Origin of the sequence: Leclercia sp. CFBP8987, from assembly GCF_034044995.2 — a bacterium.
Lineage (GTDB): Bacteria > Pseudomonadota > Gammaproteobacteria > Enterobacterales > Enterobacteriaceae > Enterobacter > Enterobacter tamurae.
Genome location: NZ_CM188255.1, coordinates 1,815,816 through 1,834,329, shown reverse-complemented (window position 1 = coordinate 1,834,329; position 18,514 = coordinate 1,815,816). Strand labels below are relative to the sequence as shown.

Below are 18,514 nucleotides of genomic sequence, written 5' to 3'. Positions count from 1 at the left end.
AGAATACGCCGCCTTGAAGTTCAATGTCGTGAGTATTCCAATGTCTGAAAGCCAAAAAAAAGTGATCGTCGGCATGTCCGGCGGCGTCGATTCTTCCGTCTCTGCCTGGCTGTTGCTGCAACAGGGCTATAAGGTTGAAGGCCTGTTCATGAAGAACTGGGAAGAGGACGATGGCGAGGAATACTGTACCGCGGCTGAAGATCTGGCTGATGCACAGGCGGTCTGCGACAAGCTCGGCATTGAACTGCACACCGTCAACTTTGCGGCAGAGTACTGGGATAACGTGTTCGAGCATTTCCTGGCTGAATACAAAGCCGGCCGTACGCCGAACCCGGACATCCTCTGCAACAAAGAGATCAAATTCAAAGCCTTCCTCGAATTCGCTGCTGAAGATCTGGGTGCTGACTACATTGCGACCGGCCACTACGTGCGCCGTGCCGATGTCGACGGCAAAAGCCAGCTGCTGCGCGGTCTTGACGGCAACAAAGATCAGAGCTACTTCCTCTATACCCTCGGCCACGAACAGATTGCCCAAAGCCTGTTCCCGGTGGGCGAGCTGGAAAAACCGGAAGTGCGTAAAATCGCTGAAGAGCTGGATCTGATCACCGCCAAGAAAAAAGACTCTACCGGTATCTGCTTTATCGGTGAGCGTAAATTCCGTGAATTCCTCGGCCGCTATCTGCCTGCCCAGCCGGGCAAAATCGTCACCGTGGATGGCGACGTGATTGGCGAGCACCAGGGATTGATGTACCACACCTTAGGCCAGCGCAAAGGGCTGGGGATCGGCGGCACCAAAGAGGGTAGCGAAGATCCGTGGTACGTCGTCGATAAAGACGTAGAAAATAACATTCTGATTGTGGCCCAGGGCCATGACCATCCGCGTCTGATGTCCATCGGCCTGATTGCTCAACAGCTGCACTGGGTCGATCGCCAGCCGCTGAAAGGCACGCTGCGCTGCACGGTGAAAACCCGTTATCGTCAGACCGATATTCCCTGCACTATTACCGCGCTGGACGACGAACGCATTGACGTGCGTTTTGACGAGCCGGTTTCTGCCGTAACCCCGGGCCAGTCTGCCGTCTTCTACAGCGGTGAGATCTGCCTCGGCGGCGGTATTATCGAACAACGCCTGCCGCTGACTGCGGTTTAATGCGATTACACACAGAAAGGAGCCAGTGTGGCGAAGAACTTTTATGACATCACCCTGGCGCTGGCGGGAATTTGCCAGTCTGCCCGTCTGGTGCAACAGCTGGCGCATCAGGGTCATTGCGATGCTGACGCGCTGCACGTTTCGCTAAACAGCGTCGTGGATCTGAACCCCAGTTCAACTCTCGGCGTCTTTGGTGGTAGCGAAGCGAATCTTCGCCTCGGTCTGGAAACCTTACTCGGTGTGTTAAATGCCAGCAACCGTCAGGGGCTGAATGCGGAACTGACGCGTTACACCCTCAGCATGATGGTGCTGGAGCGCAAACTGAACGCTGCCAAAGGGGCGATGGATACCCTGGGCGATCGTATTGCAGGTCTTCAGCGTCAGCTCGATCATTTTGATTTGCAGTCAGAAACGTTACTCAGCGCCATGGCCGGTATTTATGTGGATGTTATCAGTCCACTGGGGCCGCGGATCCAGGTCACCGGATCCCCTGCCGTCCTGCAAAGCCCGCAGGTACAGGCCAAAGTGCGTGCCTCGCTGCTGGCCGGTATTCGTGCCGCAGTGCTGTGGCAACAGGTCGGCGGTGGCCGCCTGCAGTTAATGTTTTATCGTAATCGCCTGACGACTCAGGCAAAACAAATTCTTGCTCATTGTTAACCTCCCGGAGTTGCGAACTATGGAATTATCCTCACTGACCGCCGTTTCCCCTGTCGATGGACGCTACGGCGATAAAGTCAGCGCGCTGCGCGGGATCTTCAGCGAATATGGTCTGCTGAAATTCCGTGTCCAGGTTGAAGTACGCTGGCTGCAAAAGCTGGCCGCGCAGGCAGCGATCGCGGAAGTTCCTGCTTTTGACAGCCAGGCAAACGATTACCTTGATAAAATCGTTGCGGAATTCAACGAAGAAGACGCCGCACGTATTAAAACCATCGAGCGCACCACCAACCACGACGTGAAAGCGGTTGAATATTTCCTGAAAGAGAAAGTGGCCAGCGTCCCGGCGCTGCACGCGGTATCTGAATTTATTCACTTTGCCTGTACCTCTGAAGATATTAACAACCTCTCCCACGCGCTGATGCTCTCTACCGCGCGTGAGGAAGTGGTTCTGCCGTACTGGCGCAAAATCATCGACGCGGTGAAAGCCCTGGCGGTGGAGTATCGCGATATCCCGCTGCTCTCCCGTACCCATGGTCAGCCAGCCACCCCGTCCACCATCGGCAAAGAGATGGCTAACGTCGCCTACCGTATGGAGCGTCAGTACCGCCAGCTGGAGCAGGTGGAGATCCTCGGCAAAATCAACGGTGCGGTCGGTAACTATAACGCCCACATCGTCGCCTACCCGGAAGTGGACTGGCACCAGTTCAGCGAAGAATTTGTTACTTCTCTGGGCATCCAGTGGAACCCGTACACCACGCAGATCGAGCCGCACGACTACATCGCCGAGCTGTTTGACTGCATCGCGCGCTTCAACACTATCCTGATCGACTTCGACCGTGATGTATGGGGCTACATCGCCCTGAACCACTTCAAGCAGAAGACCATCGCCGGTGAAATCGGTTCTTCCACCATGCCGCACAAGGTTAACCCAATCGACTTCGAAAACTCCGAAGGCAACCTGGGTCTGGCCAACGCTATGCTGCAACACATGGCCAGCAAACTGCCGGTATCCCGCTGGCAGCGCGACCTGACCGACTCCACCGTGCTGCGTAACCTCGGCGTGGGCATTGGCTATGCGCTGATTGCGTATCAGTCTACCCTGAAGGGTGTGAGCAAGCTGGAAGTGAACCGCGAGCGCCTGCTCGACGAACTGGATCACAACTGGGAAGTGCTGGCGGAGCCGATCCAGACCGTGATGCGCCGCTATGGCATCGAAAAGCCGTACGAAAAACTGAAAGAACTGACCCGCGGCAAGCGCGTTGACGCCGAAGGCATGAAGCAGTTTATCGACGGTCTGGAACTGCCAGAAGACGAGAAAACCCGCCTGAAAGCGATGACCCCGGCCAACTACATCGGCCGCGCCATTGCGATGGTTGATGAGCTGAAATAACGCTTTTTACCCTCTTTCCGCCCGGAAAGAGGGTTCCCTCCCCTCCGGTTTACGAAATGTTTATCCCTGTCGCAACATAATCAGCTTAAACTATTCAGACCATTCATATTAGGGAGAAGCGATGATGCGCGTACTGGTTGTTGAGGATAATGCGTTGCTACGCCATCACCTGAAGGTTCAGCTTCAGGAAATGGGGCATCAGGTGGACGATGCCGAAGATGCCAAAGAAGCCGACTACTATCTCAATGAACATCTGCCCGATATCGCCATCGTTGATCTCGGTCTGCCTGATGAAGATGGCCTGTCGCTGATCCGCCGCTGGCGCAGCCACGATGTCTCCCTGCCGGTGCTGGTCCTGACCGCCCGCGAAGGCTGGCAGGATAAGGTTGAAGTGCTGAGCGCCGGCGCGGATGACTACGTCACCAAACCGTTCCATATCGAAGAGGTCGCCGCCCGCATGCAGGCGTTGATGCGCCGCAACAGCGGCCTGGCGTCACAGGTGATCTCCATTCCACCGTTTCAGGTGGATCTCTCCCGCCGCGAACTGGCCATTCATGATGAGGTGATCAAGCTCACCGCTTTTGAATACACCATCATGGAAACGTTGATCCGCAACAGCGGCAAAGTAGTGAGCAAAGATTCCCTGATGCTCCAGCTCTACCCCGATGCCGAACTGCGCGAAAGCCATACCATTGATGTGCTGATGGGGCGTCTGCGCAAGAAAATTCAGGCGCAGTATCCGGAGGATGTCATTACCACCGTGCGCGGTCAGGGCTATCTGTTCGAATTACGCTAAATGAAAAAACTCTTTCGTCACTTTCTGCCTCTATCGCTGCGGTTTCGTTTTCTGCTGGCCACGGCGGTGGTGGTGCTGGTGCTCTCGCTGGCCTACGGGATGGTGGCGCTGGTGGGCTACAGCGTCAGCTTCGACAAAACCACCTTCCGGCTGCTGCGCGGGGAGAGCAATCTGTTCTATACCCTCGCAAAATGGGAAGACAATAAGATCACCATCGATATGCCAGAGCATCTGGATCGCCAGAGCCCGACCATGTCGCTGATTTACGATGAGAAAGGCAAGCTGCTGTGGGCCCAGCGCGATGTCCCCTGGCTGATAAAAACTATTCGCCCGGAGTGGTTAAAATCCAACGGTTTTCACGAGCTGGAAGCGGATGTGGATGCCACCAGCCTGCTGGTGGGTAACGACCGGAACATGCAGAAAGAGCTGGCCGAGATCCGCGAGGACGACGACGACAGCGAGTTGACCCACTCGGTGGCGGTCAATATCTACCCCGCCACCATGCAGATGCCGCAGCTGACCATTGTGGTCATCGATACCATTCCGGTGGAGTTGAAACGCTCTTATACGGTGTGGAACTGGTTCGTGTATGTGCTGGCCGCCAACCTGCTGCTGGTGATCCCCCTCCTGTGGCTGGCCGCCTGGTGGAGCCTGCGGCCCATCGAGTCGCTGGCGAAAGAGGTGCGTGAGCTGGAAGAGCATCATCGCGAGAAACTCGACCCCAACACCACCCGGGAGCTTACCAGTCTGGTGCGCAACCTGAACCGGCTGCTGAAAAGCGAGCGTGAACGTTACGACAAATACCGCACCACCCTGACGGATCTGACGCACAGCCTGAAAACGCCGCTGGCGGTGATGCAAAGCACGATGCGATCCCTGCGCAGCGCGAAACTGAGCGCCGATGAGGCAGAGCCGGTGATGCTGGAGCAGATCAGCCGTATCTCCCAGCAGATCGGATACTACCTGCACCGAGCCAGCATGCGAACCGGCAGCACCCTGCTGAGCCGGGAGCTGCACCCCGTCGCCCCGCTGCTGGACAGCCTGACCTCGGCCCTGAATAAGGTTTATCAGCGCAAAGGGGTGAACATCACCCTCGATATCTCGCCGGAAATCAGTTTCGTCGGTGAAAAGAACGACTTTATGGAAGTGATGGGCAATCTGCTCGATAACGCCTGTAAATACTGCCTGGAGTTCGTCGAAGTCTCCGCCCGCCAGGGTGAAAATGAGCTGCATATTATCGTTGAGGACGACGGCCCGGGGATCCCGCAGGGCAAGCGTGACCAGGTGTTCGATCGCGGGCAGCGTGCCGACACCTTACGCCCCGGTCAGGGGGTTGGCCTGTCGGTTGCGCGCGATATTGTTGAGCAGTACGACGGCCGGATCGACACTGGCGACAGTCTGCTGGGTGGCGCGCGCATGGAGGCAATTTTTGCCCGCCAGCATCTGACAAGCGACGAGAGTAAAGCGTCCGGGTGAAAAAAGCGTGATTCTCACACGCAGGCGCTGAGCTTCCGTTATAATCCGAGTCAGTAAAAGCCTGCGGAATATAAATATGGATTATCAATTAGCCCTTAACTGGCCCGACTTTATCGAACGCTACTGGCAGAAACGCCCGGTAGTTCTGAAACGCGGCATCACCAATTTCGTCGATCCGATCTCTCCCGATGAGCTGGCTGGCCTGGCCATGGAGAGCGAAGTCGACAGCCGCCTCGTCAGCCATAACGAGGGAAAATGGCAGGTCAGCCACGGCCCGTTTGAAAGCTTCGATCACCTGGGCGAGAGCAACTGGTCCCTGCTGGTGCAGGCGGTCAATCACTGGCACCAGCCCGCCGCAGCCCTGATGCAACCGTTCCGCGCCCTGCCCGACTGGCGGATGGACGATCTGATGATCTCCTTCTCCGTGCCGGGCGGCGGCGTTGGCCCGCATCTGGATCAGTACGACGTGTTTATCATTCAGGGTACCGGTCGCCGCCGCTGGCGCGTAGGTGAGAAGGTGCCGATGAAGCAGCACTGCCCGCACCCTGACCTGCTGCAGGTAGATCCTTTCGTCGGCATCATCGACGAAGAGCTGGAGCCGGGGGATATTCTCTACATCCCGCCGGGCTTCCCGCACGAGGGTTATTCCCTTGAGAACTCGATGAACTATTCAGTGGGCTTCCGCGCCCCAAGCGGCCGCGAGATGATCAGCGGATTTGCCGATTACGTTCTGCAGCGCGAGCTGGGCAGCCATCGCTTTAGCGATCCGGACGTACCAGCCCGCGAGCACCCGGCCGATATCCTGCCCGAGGAGTTGGATAAGCTGCGCGGGATGATGCTGGAAATGATCAACCAGCCGCAGCATTTCAACCAGTGGTTCGGGGAGTTTATCAGCCAGTCCCGCCACGAGCTGGACGTCTCCCTGCCGGAGCCGCCGTATCAGCCGGATGAGATTTACGATGCGCTGCAGCAGGGTGACAAGCTGGCGCGACTGGGTGGGTTACGCGTGTTGCGCATTGGCGAAGAGGTGTATGTCAACGGCGAGCAGCTGGACTCCCCGCACCGTCCGGCGCTGGAAGCACTGGCCAGCCATACGGTGCTGACCGCCGCGCTGTTCGGTGATGCGCTGGAAGATCCTTCCTTCCTCGCTATGCTGGCGGCACTGGTCAACAGCGGATACTGGTTCTTCGAGGATTGAGTCGCTTTATTGCCGGGCGGCACTGCGTTTGCCCGGCCTACAACGCATGCGTGACAATGCCCGGTGGCGCTTCGCTTACCGGGCTTCAAACCACTACTTCTGCTTCGCGGTGAGCTCCGCAATCCGTACGATCACCTGCACCGCTTTCTCCATTCCCTCGAGCGTCACGAACTCGTGCTTGCCGTGGTAGTTGTAGCCACCGGTAAACAGATTCGGGCACGGCAATCCCATAAAGGAGAGCTGGGCGCCGTCGGTGCCGCCACGGATCGGTTTTAGCTGCGGTTCGATACCGCATTCGCGCATCGCCTGCTGCGCTACCTCCAGAATGTACGGATGCTCGATCACCTTTTCATGCATATTGTAATAGCTGTCTTCAATGATCAGCTCAATGTAGCAATCCGGGTGCAGCCCTTTGCCCACCTTTTTGGCGATATCCATCATTTTGCGTTTACGCGCCTCAAACCCGTCGCGGTTAAAGTCGCGGATGATGTAGTGCATGTCCGCCCGATCAACCGTCCCTTTGATGCTGGTGAGGTGATAGAAGCCCTCATAGCCTTCGGTCTTTTCCGGGCTCTCGTCTGCCGGAACCTCGGCATGAATGCGCGCCGCCAGCGACAGTGCATTCACCATCACCCCTTTCGCCGTGCCCGGGTGGACGTTGTTGCCGACGATGCGGATATTCACCGACGCCGCATTGAAGTTTTCGAACTCCAGCTCACCCACGCCGCCGCCGTCAACGGTATAGGCCCAGCGGGCATCGAACGCCTCAACGTCGAAATGCTTCGCCCCTTTGCCCACCTCTTCATCCGGGGTAAAGGCGACGCGGATATCCCCGTGCGGCACCTTGTTGTGCTTCAGTACCGCCAGCGCGGTCATGATCTCTGCCACCCCGGCTTTATCATCGGCCCCGAGCAGCGTTTTGCCATCGGTGGTGATCAGCGTCTGGCCGAGCAGCTGGTGTAACACCGGGAACATCACCGGGGACAATATTTCGTCGCCCACACCCAGCGCAATGTCGCCGCCGCGATAGTTCTCAACAATCTGCGGATTGACGTTTTTACCGCTAAAATCCGGTGAGGTATCAACATGGGAAATAAAACCAATGGCCGGAATATCGCCGCTCACACTGGCGGGGAGCGTCCCCATCACCGTCCCTTTTTCACTTAACGTGACGTTGACCAGCCCCAACTCTTCCAGTTGCGTCTTTAACAGCTGTAACAGTTTCCATTGTCCTTCGGTGCTCGGTACCTGACGGACACCCGGTTTAGATTGGGTATCCAGCGATACGTACTGTAAAAAACGCTCAAGTAATTTATCCATGCAGTCACCCTCACTTTTCGTGACAACATTATCAGTAAGCATCAAAACCCAAATATTGCGTCAGGTCACTTTTATCCCGTAAACGAGAATATTTCCGTTTTTCGCCGCTTTCGATAATAAATGTAGCTTATCAATGGGTAACAAGGATTGGCGATTACAGCGTATTCCCGTAGAATGTCCGCCCTCATTACGTATTACCAAGGTGGCTAACCACAAACCCCGCTGCGATAAGCATTTGCAGCGTCGATATGGGACTGAATCAAAAATTGAATACACAACCAGCTTCACTGTCACCGTTGGTGCAACTGGCCGGAATTGGTAAAAGCTTTGACGGAAAAACCGTCATTTCCGACCTCGATTTGACTATCAACAACGGCGAATTTCTTACGCTGCTTGGCCCATCGGGCTGCGGTAAAACGACAGTGCTTCGCCTTATCGCCGGGCTGGAAAACGTCGATCACGGCCATATTCATCTTGAAGATCAGGATATCACGCAGGTTCCTGCTGAACACCGACACGTCAATACCGTCTTTCAAAGCTACGCCCTTTTCCCGCACATGACGGTTTTCGAAAACGTCGCCTTTGGCCTGCGGATGCAAAAAACCCCGGCCAGTGAGATCACGCCCCGCGTCACCGATGCCCTGCGCATGGTGCAGCTGGAGACGTTCGCCCAGCGTAAGCCGCACCAGCTGTCAGGTGGACAGCAGCAGCGCGTCGCCATCGCCCGCGCGGTGGTCAATAAGCCGCGCCTGCTGCTGCTGGATGAGTCCCTGTCCGCGCTGGATTACAAGCTGCGCAAGCAGATGCAGAACGAGTTAAAGGCGCTGCAGCGTAAGCTCGGGATCACCTTTGTGTTCGTCACCCACGATCAGGAAGAGGCTCTGACCATGTCCGATCGCATCGTGGTGATGCGCGACGGCAAAATCGAGCAGGACGGCACCCCGCGTGAAATCTACGAAGAGCCAAAAAACCTGTTTGTCGCCAGCTTTATTGGCGAAATCAATATCTTCAGTGCTACGGTTATTGAACGCCTCGATGACCAGCGGGTGTTAGCTAACGTCGAAGGCCGCGCCTGCAATATCTTCGTTAACTTTACCGTGGAGCCAGGACAGCAGCTCAACGTCTTGTTGCGCCCGGAAGATCTGCGCGTCGATGAGATCCACGACGAGACCGAAGCAGAAGGGTTGATCGGCTATATCCGCGAGCGCAACTACAAAGGGATGACGCTCGAATCGGTGGTCGAACTGGAAAACGGCAAACTGGTGATCGTCAGCGAGTTCTTTAACGAGGACGATCCTGACTTCGACCACTCGCTCAATCAGAAAATGGTCATTAACTGGGTAGAGAGCTGGGAGGTTGTGCTGGCTGATGAAGAACACAAGTAAGTTCCAGAATGTGGTGATCGCCACTATCGTCGGTTGGCTTGTGTTATTTGTCTTTTTACCCAACCTGATGATCATTGCCACCAGCTTTTTGACCCGCGACGATGCCCATTTCGTCTCGCTGGTCTTTACGCTGGATAACTATGCGCGCCTGCTCGATCCGCTCTATTTCCAGGTGCTACTCCATTCGCTCAATATGGCGCTGATCGCCACCGTCGCCTGTCTGGTGCTCGGCTACCCTTTCGCCTGGTTTCTGGCGAAGCTGCCGTCGAAGGTGCGTCCGCTGCTGCTGTTTCTGCTGATTGTGCCCTTCTGGACCAACTCCCTGATCCGCATCTACGGCCTGAAGATTTTCCTCAGCACCAAAGGCTACCTGAACGCGTTTCTGCTGTGGATCGGGGTGATAGACACCCCGATCCGCATTATGTTTACACCCGGGGCGGTGATCGTCGGGCTGGTCTATATCCTGCTGCCGTTTATGGTCATGCCGCTCTACTCCAGCATCGAGAAGCTGGATAAACCCCTGCTGGAAGCGGCGCGAGATCTGGGTGCCAGCAAGCTGCAGACCTTTATCCGCATCATCATCCCGCTGACCATGCCGGGGATCATTGCTGGCTGTCTGCTGGTGATGCTGCCGGCGATGGGGCTGTTCTACGTCTCCGACCTGATGGGCGGCGCAAAGAACCTGCTGATCGGTAACGTCATCAAGAGCCAGTTCCTGAACATTCGCGACTGGCCGTTCGGCTCGGCGACCAGCATCACCCTGACGGTGGTGATGGGCCTGATGCTGCTGGTCTACTGGCGTGCCTCGCGCTTGCTTAACAATAAGGGTGAACTCGGATGATTGGTCGACTGCTTCGCGGCGGTTTTATGACCGCCATCTATGCGTATCTCTACATTCCGATCATTATTTTGATCGTCAATTCATTCAACAGCTCGCGCTTTGGCATCAACTGGCAGGGGTTCACCACCCAGTGGTACAGCCTGCTGATGAATAACGACAGCCTGCTACAGGCGGCGCAACACTCGCTGACGATGGCCATCTTCTCGGCCACCTTCGCCACCCTGATTGGCTCTCTGACCGCGGTGGCGCTCTACCGCTACCGTTTTCGCGGCAAGCCCTTCGTCAGCGGGATGCTGTTTGTGGTGATGATGTCCCCGGACATCGTGATGGCCATTTCGCTGCTGGTGCTGTTTATGCTGCTGGGGGTACAACTGGGCTTCTGGTCGCTGCTGTTCTCGCACATCACCTTCTGCCTGCCGTTTGTAGTGGTGACGGTCTACTCCCGTCTGAAGGGCTTTGATGTGCGGATGCTGGAAGCGGCAAAAGATCTGGGTGCCAGCGAGATGATCATCCTGCGCAAAATTATCCTGCCGCTGGCGATGCCCGCCGTGGCCGGAGGATGGCTGCTCAGCTTTACCCTGTCGATGGATGACGTGGTGGTGTCGTCGTTTGTCACCGGCCCGAGCTATGAAATTCTGCCGTTGAAGATCTATTCAATGGTGAAAGTCGGCGTCTCACCAGAGGTGAACGCGCTGGCGACCATTCTGTTGATGTTATCGCTGGTTCTGGTGATCGCCAGCCAGCTTATTGCTCGTGATAAAACAAAATCTCAGGGGACGTATTAATGAAAAAATGGTCACGCCACCTGCTCGCGGCAGGCGCTCTCGCAATGGGTATGGGCGCTGCGCACGCGGACGACAGTAAAACGCTCTACTTCTACAACTGGACCGAGTATGTGCCGCCGGGCCTGCTGGAGCAGTTCACCAAAGAGACGGGCATCAAGGTTATCTATTCCACCTACGAGTCGAATGAAACCATGTACGCCAAGCTCAAAACCTATAAAGATGGCGCCTACGATCTGGTGGTCCCGTCGACCTATTTTGTCGACAAGATGCGCAAAGAGGGGATGATCCAGAAGATCGACAAATCGAAGCTAACCAATTTTTCAAACCTCGATCCGGAGATGCTCAACAAGCCGTTTGACCCCAATAACGATTACTCTATTCCTTACATCTGGGGCGCGACGGCGATCGGGATCAATACCGAGGCAATGGATCCTAAAGCGGTGACCCGCTGGGCGGATCTGTGGAAGCCGGAATACAAAGGTGGACTGCTGCTGACCGACGACGCGCGCGAAGTGTTCCAGGTAGCGCTGCGTAAGCTGGGCTACTCCGGCAACACCACCGATCCGAAAGAGATTGAAGCGGCGTATCACGAGCTGCAAAAGCTGATGCCAAACGTCGCGGCGTTCAACTCCGATAACCCGGCTAACCCGTATATGGAAGGGGAAGTAAACGTGGGGATGGTGTGGAACGGTTCGGCGTACGTGGCGCGCCAGGCCGGTACGCCGCTGGAAGTGGTGTGGCCTGAGGAGGGTGGGATCTTCTGGATGGACAGCCTGTCAATTCCGGCCAATGCCAAAAATGTGGAGGGTGCAATGCAGCTGATTAACTTCCTGCTGCGCCCGGATGTGGCAAAACAGGTGGCGGAAACTATCGGCTATCCGACGCCAAATCTGGCCGCCCGCAAACTGCTGAGCCCGGAGGTAGCGAACGACAAGTCGCTCTACCCGGATGCGGCAACCGTCAGCAAAGGCGAGTGGCAGAACGACGTGGGCGACGCCAGCCGCCTGTATGAAGAGTATTACCAGAAGTTGAAGGCAGGTCGTTAAGTCCGACAACAACGCCCGGTGGCGCTTCGCTTACCGGGCCTACGACGGCGTAAACCGTAGGCCGGGCAAACGCAGTGCCGCCCGGCATTTTTTCTACAAACCTTTCAAAAGTTTATCCACAAACTCCGGCACCACTTCGCTCGCCAGTCCGTAGGTTTTCTCTTCAAACTCGCTGCCTACCTGGCTCGGCTCAAGGTTCAGCTCCACCGTGTGCGCCCCGTGCAGCTTCGCCTCGTGGACGAATCCCGCCGCCGGATAGACATGCCCGGAGGTGCCAATGGCGATAAACACATCCGCCATCGCCAGGGCGCTGTAGATCTCATCCATTCCCAGCGGCATTTCGCCGAACCAGACCACGTGCGGACGCAGCGGAGACGGGAACTGGCAGCAGTGGCATTTATCATCGAGAGTGACATCGCCCGGCCAGTTGAATACCTGCCCGCTGCCGGAACAGCGCACCTTCAGCAGTTCGCCGTGCATATGGATCACGTTCTTGTTGCCTGCGCGCTCGTGCAGGTTGTCGATGTTCTGGGTCACCAGCAGAAAACGATCCCCCAGCGCCTCTTCCAGCCTGGCCAGCGCCAGATGGGCCGCGTTAGGGGCTATCTCCGGCGACTGCAGCTGACGGCGACGGGCGTTGTAGAACTCCTGCACCAGCTGCGGATTCCGGGCGAAGCCTTCCGGCGTCGCCACATCTTCTACGCGATGCTCTTCCCACAACCCGTCGGTAGCGCGGAAGGTTCGAATGCCCGACTCGGCGGAGATCCCCGCCCCGGTCAGGACTAACACTCTTGGCTTTTCCATCAATTCTGGCAGCGCCCCATCCTGAAAGAAAATTCGCTGGCGTAAGCGTTCACGCAAGCGGCGTTTGTTTTTACGAAAACGGCTGAGTCGATGTGACCGGCGCGACAGCATAGTAACCTCGTATGACTAGCGGGTGAGATGGAGGAACGCGGCACCGCGCATCCCCCCGGCGTCGCCATGGCGTGCGCGCTCAATGCGCGGCACGCGGGCGACCGGCAACAGATGACGCGGCAACCGACCGGATAACCGCTCGGCGATGGCCGTAAAGTTCGATAATCCCCCGCCGATCACCAGCAGGTCAGGATCGACAATGGTCAGGATGTTGCCCAGACACACGGCAAGCAGATCGAGATAGCGTTCCACGTGCTCAATGGCCTGTTCATCACCCTGCTCCCACAGCGTAATGATTTCTGGCGCCTGTCGTTTTTGATGATAGAAGTGTTCATAAAGCCACGCAAATCCGCCGCCCGAGAGGTAATTCTCAATGCAGCCGTGCTGGCCGCAGCCGCAGCGAAGGAGCGGGAAATCGCGTCCGACCACCTCCAGGGCATCCACCGGCAGACGAATATGGCCGAACTCACCGGTGATATAGCTGCGCCCGGTAACCGGTTTGCCGTCAACAACGATCCCGCCACCGACGCCGGTGCCGAGGATCAACCCCATCACCAGCGGATACTGCTGGAACTCGTCATCCCAGGCTTCGGAGAGGGCAAAACAGTTGGCGTCGTTATCGAGGCGCACGTCGCGTTCGAGGAGTCTGGTCAGGTCGGCGCGCAGCGGCTTACCGCTGGCAGCGGGGACGTTGGCGGCATACAGCGTGCCGTCGTCGGTTTCCGGCATCCCCGGAATGCCAATGCCCACCGAGCCCTTCACGCCGAAGCGTTCATCGGCCTGAGCCACCAGCGCGGCAATGGCGGTTAAGAATTCATCGTAGCTTTCGCGCGGAGTGGGGACCCGGGTTTCCCACTGCAATTTCAGGTGGGTATCAAATACGCCCAGCGCAATTTTGGTGCCGCCAATATCAAATCCGTAATACATAGTGCATTCCTCTTTCTGATATAGCGGCCTTACGACCGCTATACCATGACGTAATTACTGGCCACTTAGCACCCTCGCCGGGTCGATTCGGCTTGCGCGACGCGCCGGATACCAGCTTGCCAGCAGACTCAGTAAAAGTGCTGTAACCAGCACATAAAAAACGTCCAGCCAGTGTAATTCCGATGGCAGGAAGTCAATAAAATAGATATCGCCCGACAGGAACTGATGGCCAATAAGGGATTCGATGCCGTTGATAATCGGTGTCAGCTGTAGCGACACCACCACGCCGATGACTACGCCGCACAGGCTGCCAAACAGCCCGGCCAGCAGACCATACCAGACGAAAATGGCACGAATAAGACCGTCTTTTGCCCCGAGGGTACGCAGCACCGCGATGTCGCCACTCTTGTCTTTTACCGCCATCACCAGGGTGGAGACGATGTTGAAGCAGGCCACGCCGATCACCAGCACCATCGCCAGATACATGATGGCGCGGATCATCTGGATATCACGGTACATATAGCCGTAGGTGCCGATCCAGCTCTTGATGTAGACATAGCTGTCGGTCACTTCCCCGGCGTCGCGTACCAGCTTGTTGGCGTTAAAGACGTCGTTAACCTTAAGGGCGATCCCGCTGACGCTGCTGCCCATATCGAGATACTGACGCGCATCTTCCAGCGGCACCATGGCAAAGCTGTGATCCAGCTGGCCACTGAGCTGCAGAATACCGGTCACGTGCAGACGCACGCGCTTCGGCTGCTGCAGCTTATGATCGGCGCTGGCGTTGGGGATCATGATCGACACCCAGTCGCCCCGCTTCACTTTCAGCGCATCAGCCACGCCCTTGCCGATAATGATCTGCTGATCCCCGGCTTTAAAGTTGGCCCAGGCATCCTTCTGAATAAACTGCGGCAGCGCGCTGAGTTTCTCTTCCTGACGGGGATTAACGCCTTTCACCTGGATGGCGCGCAGGTTCGCCCCGCTCTCCACCAGCCCGGTAAAGTTGATGTATGGCGCAGCGGCGGCAATGCCCGGCACCTTTTCCACTTTATTCAGCGCGTCGGTCCAGTTATTCCACGGCTGGTTCACCGGCTCAATTTCACCGTGCGGCACCACCGCCAGAATGCGGTTATTCAGCTCACGCTCAAAGCCGTTCATGGCGCTGAGGCCGACGATCAGCACCGCCACCCCCAGTGCAATACCGATAGTGGAGATAACAGAGATCAGCGACACCATGCCGCCGCGACGACGACCGCGGCTAAAACGCAGGCCGATGAGTAACGATAACGGTGAAGCCATCAATCCGCTCCCATCAGCGTCAGCTCGGTATTCAGGTGACCGTCACGCATCTCCAGCTGGCGGGACATGCGTTTCGCCAGCTGCAGGTCGTGGGTCACCACCAGAAACGCGGTGCCCTGAGAGGCGTTCAGCTCCCCGAGGAGCTGGAAGATGCTGTCGGCGTTACGGGCGTCGAGGTTGCCGGTCGGTTCATCCGCCAGCACCAGGCGCGGGTTGTTGACCAGCGCACGGGCAATCGCCACACGCTGACGCTCGCCGCCGGAGAGTTCGGATGGGCGATGATTACCGCGATGGCCGAGACCCACCGCTTTCAGCATATCGCTGGCACGGGCGTTAATTTCAGCCGGTTTCTTTTTGCCGATCAGCAGCGGCATCGCCACGTTTTCCAGCGCCGTAAAGTCCGGCAGCAGGTGGTGGAACTGGTAGATAAAGCCCAGGGAGCGGTTACGCAGATCGGCCTTGGCGCTTGAGGACATCGAACTCAGCGGCGTGCCAGAGAAGATCACATCCCCGGAGGTCGGCGTATCCAGCCCGCCGAGCAGGTGCAGTAAGGTACTTTTCCCGGAGCCGGAGGTGCCGACGATAGCCATCATCTCCCCTTCCCCGACGCTGAAGCTGACATTGTGCAGGACGTCCGTCTGCACCGTGCCTTCCTGATAGCGTTTGCACAGGTTGTCGCATTGCAACAGGATCTTATTCATAACGTAAAGCCTCAGCGGGTTGGGTGGCGGCAGCGCGCCATGAAGGATAAAGCGTGGAGAGTAAGGCAATGACCATCGCCACCAGGGCGATACCCACCACCTGCAGCGGCTCAATGGCTACCGGCAGCGCCGCGCCGTCAAGCAACGCGCCAATGATCGGCATCAGATTGTTCAGCTGGCTGGCGAGCAAGGTGCCGAGCACCGCCCCGAGCAGCGCGCCGACAATCCCGGCGCTGGCGCCCTGGACCATAAACACTGCCATGATCTGCCGCGGCGTCAGGCCCTGGGTTTGCAGGATCGCCACTTCGCCCTGCTTCTCCATCACCATCAGGCCCAGGGAGGTAATAATGTTAAACGCGGCAACCGCCACGATCAGGCTCAGCAGCAGGCCCATCATGTTCTTTTCCATGCGTACGGCCTGGAACAGCTCGCCCTTACGTTCGCGCCAGTCCTGCCACTTGGTGCCTTCCGGCAGGGTTTGCTGGCTCAGGACATCCACCTTCAGCGGCTCGTTGAGCCACAAACGCCAGCCGGTGATATTGCCGAGCGGGTAGCGCATCAGGCGCGACGCGTCCTGGATATTGACCAGCATCTGGTAGCCGTCCACTTCGCTGTTAGCGGCGAAGGTGCCGATAACGTTAAACAGGCGCTGGCTTGGCAGACGCCCCATCGGGGTGAACTGGCTGGCGGAAGGGACCATCACCCGCAGCTGATCGCCGCGGTTAACGCCGAGCTGGCCGGCAAGCTGTTCGCCGAGAATCACGTTGTACTGACCGGGAGCCAGATCGCTTTGCTTGACGTTAACCAGGAATGGCGTGAGGGGATCCTTTTGTGCCGGGTCGATGCCGAGCATCACCCCGACCGCCACGCTGCGCGCGCTCTGCAGCACCACGTCACCGGAGGTGATCGGCGCCACGCGACTCACGCCCTGCAACTTAACGGCGCTTTCGGGCAGCTGCTGCGGATTCACTGACCCGTTGCTGGATGAGAGGATGGCCTGCGGCATCAGCCCCAGAATATTGTTTTGCAGCTCGCGCTCAAAGCCGTTCATGACGGATAACACCGTCACCAGCGCCATCACGCCTAGCGTGATGCCAATGGTTGAAAGCCAGGAGACAAAGCGACCGAAACGGTCCGCGGCGCGCCCACGCATATAACGTAAGCCTATGAATAGTGCGACAGGTTGGTACATGAAATCCGTCTGTTTGCTGGTAGCAGACCCACGAGTATATAAGCGAATCCGCTAAGGGTAAATGACTGATACCCGAAGCTTTGCTAATCAATTATCCGAAAAAACAGGTTAAATCAAGGCAGTACCCGCTGACTGACCCCTCCCTTCAATACCGCGTCCTTTGCAGTTTTTCTGAAAATCATCCGCTTACAGACTCTTACCCGTTACATCCTGTCAGCCGCTCAACACACTTACCCGCTCGATGACGTTAAAAACAGAGGACCCGGTAAGCGATGAAACAAAAAGCACTATGGATTAACCAGATAAAAGGGCTGTGCATCTGCCTGGTGGTGATCTACCACTCGGTGATCACCTTTTATCCCCACCTTGAGGCGCTGCACGCTCCGCTTTCGGTGCTGCTCGCTAAATGCTGGGTGACGTTCAATCTTTATCTCGCCCCGTTCCGCATGCCGGTGTTCTTCTTTATTTCGGGGTATCTGGTCCGGCGCTATATTGATGAGGTGGACTGGAAAACCTGCCTCGACAAACGGCTCTGGAGCATCATCTGGGTGCTGGCGCTGTGGGGCGTATTGCAGTGGCAGGCGCTAACCCATCTCAATGCCTGGCTGGCACCGGAGCGGGATCTGAATACCGCCTCGAACGCCGCCTATGCCGATTCGCTGACCGGCTTTATCACCGGGATGCTCACCGCCAGCACCAGCCTGTGGTATCTCTACGCCCTGGTGGTCTATTTCACTCTCTGCAAGCTGCTGAGCCGCTGGAAGCTGCCGCTCATCGGGCTGCTGGCCCTGGTCAGCATTGCGATCAACTTCCTGCCGCTGCCGTGGTGGGGGATGAACAGCGTGGTGCGCAATATGATCTATTACAGCCTCGGGGCCTGGTACGGGGTGCAGCTGATGGCGTGGATGCAGACCCGGGTTTGGCGCCGCGACGCGCTGGCGGTGGCGGCGTTCGGGGTGGTCTCCGTCGTGCTGTGGTTCGTGGGCGTTCCCTTGCCGCTGTCGCTGCTGTCGATTCTGCTGATCATGGCCCTGTTCTACCGCCTTGAGCAGCGTTTCACCGTGGGGCCTGACAACCTGCTGAACGTGGTGGGCTCGAACACCATTGCCATCTACACCACCCACCGCATCCTGATCGAAGGGGTCAGCCTGGTTATGATCCACCAGCTGAACAGCGGAACCTGGCCGGTGTGGGCAGAGCTGACCCTGGTGCTGATCTACCCGTTTGCCAGCCTGCTGGTCTGCACCCTGGTAGGACTGGGGGCGCGTAAACTCTCCACTGCGCTGACCGGGGATTTCTTCTTTACGCCGCCTGCCCGTCTGACCCCGGCTCAGGCCACGCGCTAGCGCCCCTGAAGGGGCTTTTCACGCTGTGTGCGGTTACGATTTGCTAATGTAAAACGATCAAGGATAATAAAGACATTGTGTATCAGTGAT

The 18,514-nt window shown here is 57.3% G+C and carries 17 protein-coding genes; 11 read left to right on the top strand and 6 right to left on the bottom strand.

Annotation, left to right across the window (positions count from 1 at the left end):
- Positions 1 to 40 precede the first annotated feature (40 nt).
- From mnmA to SOM40_RS08660, 6 genes are all read left to right on the top strand, one after another.
- A complete protein-coding gene (mnmA, locus tag SOM40_RS08685; RefSeq protein WP_146145499.1) occupies positions 41 to 1,150 on the top strand; it encodes a tRNA 2-thiouridine(34) synthase MnmA in 1,110 nt (369 codons plus the stop codon).
- 27 nt (positions 1,151 to 1,177) lie between these two features.
- Positions 1,178 to 1,807 carry a high frequency lysogenization protein HflD gene (hflD, locus tag SOM40_RS08680; protein WP_106992772.1) on the top strand — a complete coding sequence of 210 codons (630 nt, stop codon included), beginning with the start codon at positions 1,178 to 1,180 and terminating at the stop codon, positions 1,805 to 1,807.
- Positions 1,808 to 1,826: 19 nt separating this feature from the next.
- Positions 1,827 to 3,197 carry an adenylosuccinate lyase gene (purB, locus tag SOM40_RS08675; RefSeq protein WP_106992771.1) on the top strand — a complete coding sequence of 457 codons (1,371 nt, stop codon included), beginning with the start codon at positions 1,827 to 1,829 and terminating at the stop codon, positions 3,195 to 3,197.
- Positions 3,198 to 3,321: 124 nt separating this feature from the next.
- Positions 3,322 to 3,993: a two-component system response regulator PhoP gene (phoP, locus tag SOM40_RS08670; protein WP_032617646.1), complete on the top strand. Its 672-nt coding sequence runs from the start codon at positions 3,322 to 3,324 to the stop codon at positions 3,991 to 3,993.
- Positions 3,994 to 5,469, top strand: a complete 1,476-nt coding sequence (gene phoQ / locus SOM40_RS08665) for a two-component system sensor histidine kinase PhoQ (RefSeq protein WP_106992770.1) — start codon at positions 3,994 to 3,996, stop codon at positions 5,467 to 5,469. It abuts the gene before it with no gap.
- 76 nt (positions 5,470 to 5,545) lie between these two features.
- Positions 5,546 to 6,667, top strand: coding sequence for a ribosomal protein uL16 3-hydroxylase (locus SOM40_RS08660; protein WP_166182168.1), 1,122 nt, complete (start codon positions 5,546 to 5,548; stop codon positions 6,665 to 6,667).
- Between the two features lie 93 nt (positions 6,668 to 6,760).
- Here SOM40_RS08660 and pepT read toward each other — a convergent pair whose 3' ends face one another.
- The gene (pepT, locus tag SOM40_RS08655; protein WP_225759059.1) at positions 6,761 to 7,987 is read right to left on the bottom strand and encodes a peptidase T; all 1,227 of its coding nucleotides are present in this window, start codon (positions 7,985 to 7,987) and stop codon (positions 6,761 to 6,763) included.
- 248 nt (positions 7,988 to 8,235) lie between these two features.
- Between pepT and potA the strand changes: the two genes are divergently transcribed.
- From potA to potD, 4 genes are read left to right on the top strand one after another with little or no spacing between them, the layout of a single operon-like run.
- A complete protein-coding gene (gene potA, locus SOM40_RS08650; protein ID WP_320457053.1) occupies positions 8,236 to 9,372 on the top strand; it encodes a spermidine/putrescine ABC transporter ATP-binding protein PotA in 1,137 nt (378 codons plus the stop codon).
- Positions 9,356 to 10,213: a spermidine/putrescine ABC transporter permease PotB gene (gene potB / locus SOM40_RS08645; RefSeq protein WP_320457054.1), complete on the top strand. Its 858-nt coding sequence runs from the start codon at positions 9,356 to 9,358 to the stop codon at positions 10,211 to 10,213. The genes potA and potB overlap by 17 nt, the downstream gene beginning before the upstream one ends.
- On the top strand, positions 10,210 to 10,998 hold the full coding sequence (gene potC / locus SOM40_RS08640; RefSeq protein WP_320457055.1) for a spermidine/putrescine ABC transporter permease PotC: 789 nt from the start codon (positions 10,210 to 10,212) through the stop codon (positions 10,996 to 10,998). The genes potB and potC overlap by 4 nt, the downstream gene beginning before the upstream one ends.
- On the top strand, positions 10,998 to 12,044 hold the full coding sequence (gene potD / locus SOM40_RS08635; RefSeq protein WP_166182164.1) for a spermidine/putrescine ABC transporter substrate-binding protein PotD: 1,047 nt from the start codon (positions 10,998 to 11,000) through the stop codon (positions 12,042 to 12,044). Before potC ends, potD begins: the two co-directional genes overlap by 1 nt.
- Before the next feature lie 93 nt (positions 12,045 to 12,137).
- On the opposite strand, the gene cobB is transcribed toward potD, so the two are convergent.
- Genes cobB through lolC form a run of 5 tightly spaced genes read right to left on the bottom strand, consistent with a single transcriptional unit; the run spans position 12,138 to position 17,078 of the window.
- On the bottom strand, positions 12,138 to 12,959 hold the full coding sequence (gene cobB / locus SOM40_RS08630) for a Sir2 family NAD+-dependent deacetylase (protein WP_106992763.1): 822 nt from the start codon (positions 12,957 to 12,959) through the stop codon (positions 12,138 to 12,140).
- A 15-nt stretch (positions 12,960 to 12,974) separates the two neighbouring features.
- On the bottom strand, positions 12,975 to 13,886 hold the full coding sequence (nagK, locus tag SOM40_RS08625) for an N-acetylglucosamine kinase (protein WP_106992762.1): 912 nt from the start codon (positions 13,884 to 13,886) through the stop codon (positions 12,975 to 12,977).
- Positions 13,887 to 13,940: 54 nt separating this feature from the next.
- The gene (gene lolE, locus SOM40_RS08620; protein WP_312078272.1) at positions 13,941 to 15,185 is read right to left on the bottom strand and encodes a lipoprotein-releasing ABC transporter permease subunit LolE; all 1,245 of its coding nucleotides are present in this window, start codon (positions 15,183 to 15,185) and stop codon (positions 13,941 to 13,943) included.
- Complete coding sequence (gene lolD / locus SOM40_RS08615; RefSeq protein ID WP_106992760.1) at positions 15,185 to 15,886, bottom strand: lipoprotein-releasing ABC transporter ATP-binding protein LolD; 702 nt, start codon at positions 15,884 to 15,886, stop codon at positions 15,185 to 15,187. The genes lolE and lolD overlap by 1 nt, the downstream gene beginning before the upstream one ends.
- Complete coding sequence (gene lolC, locus SOM40_RS08610; RefSeq protein WP_166182161.1) at positions 15,879 to 17,078, bottom strand: lipoprotein-releasing ABC transporter permease subunit LolC; 1,200 nt, start codon at positions 17,076 to 17,078, stop codon at positions 15,879 to 15,881. The genes lolD and lolC overlap by 8 nt, the downstream gene beginning before the upstream one ends.
- A gap of 272 nt (positions 17,079 to 17,350) precedes the next feature.
- Here lolC and SOM40_RS08605 point away from each other — a divergent pair, with 272 nt between their 5' ends.
- On the top strand, positions 17,351 to 18,424 hold the full coding sequence (locus tag SOM40_RS08605) for an acyltransferase family protein (RefSeq protein ID WP_106992758.1): 1,074 nt from the start codon (positions 17,351 to 17,353) through the stop codon (positions 18,422 to 18,424).
- Positions 18,425 to 18,514 lie beyond the last annotated feature (90 nt).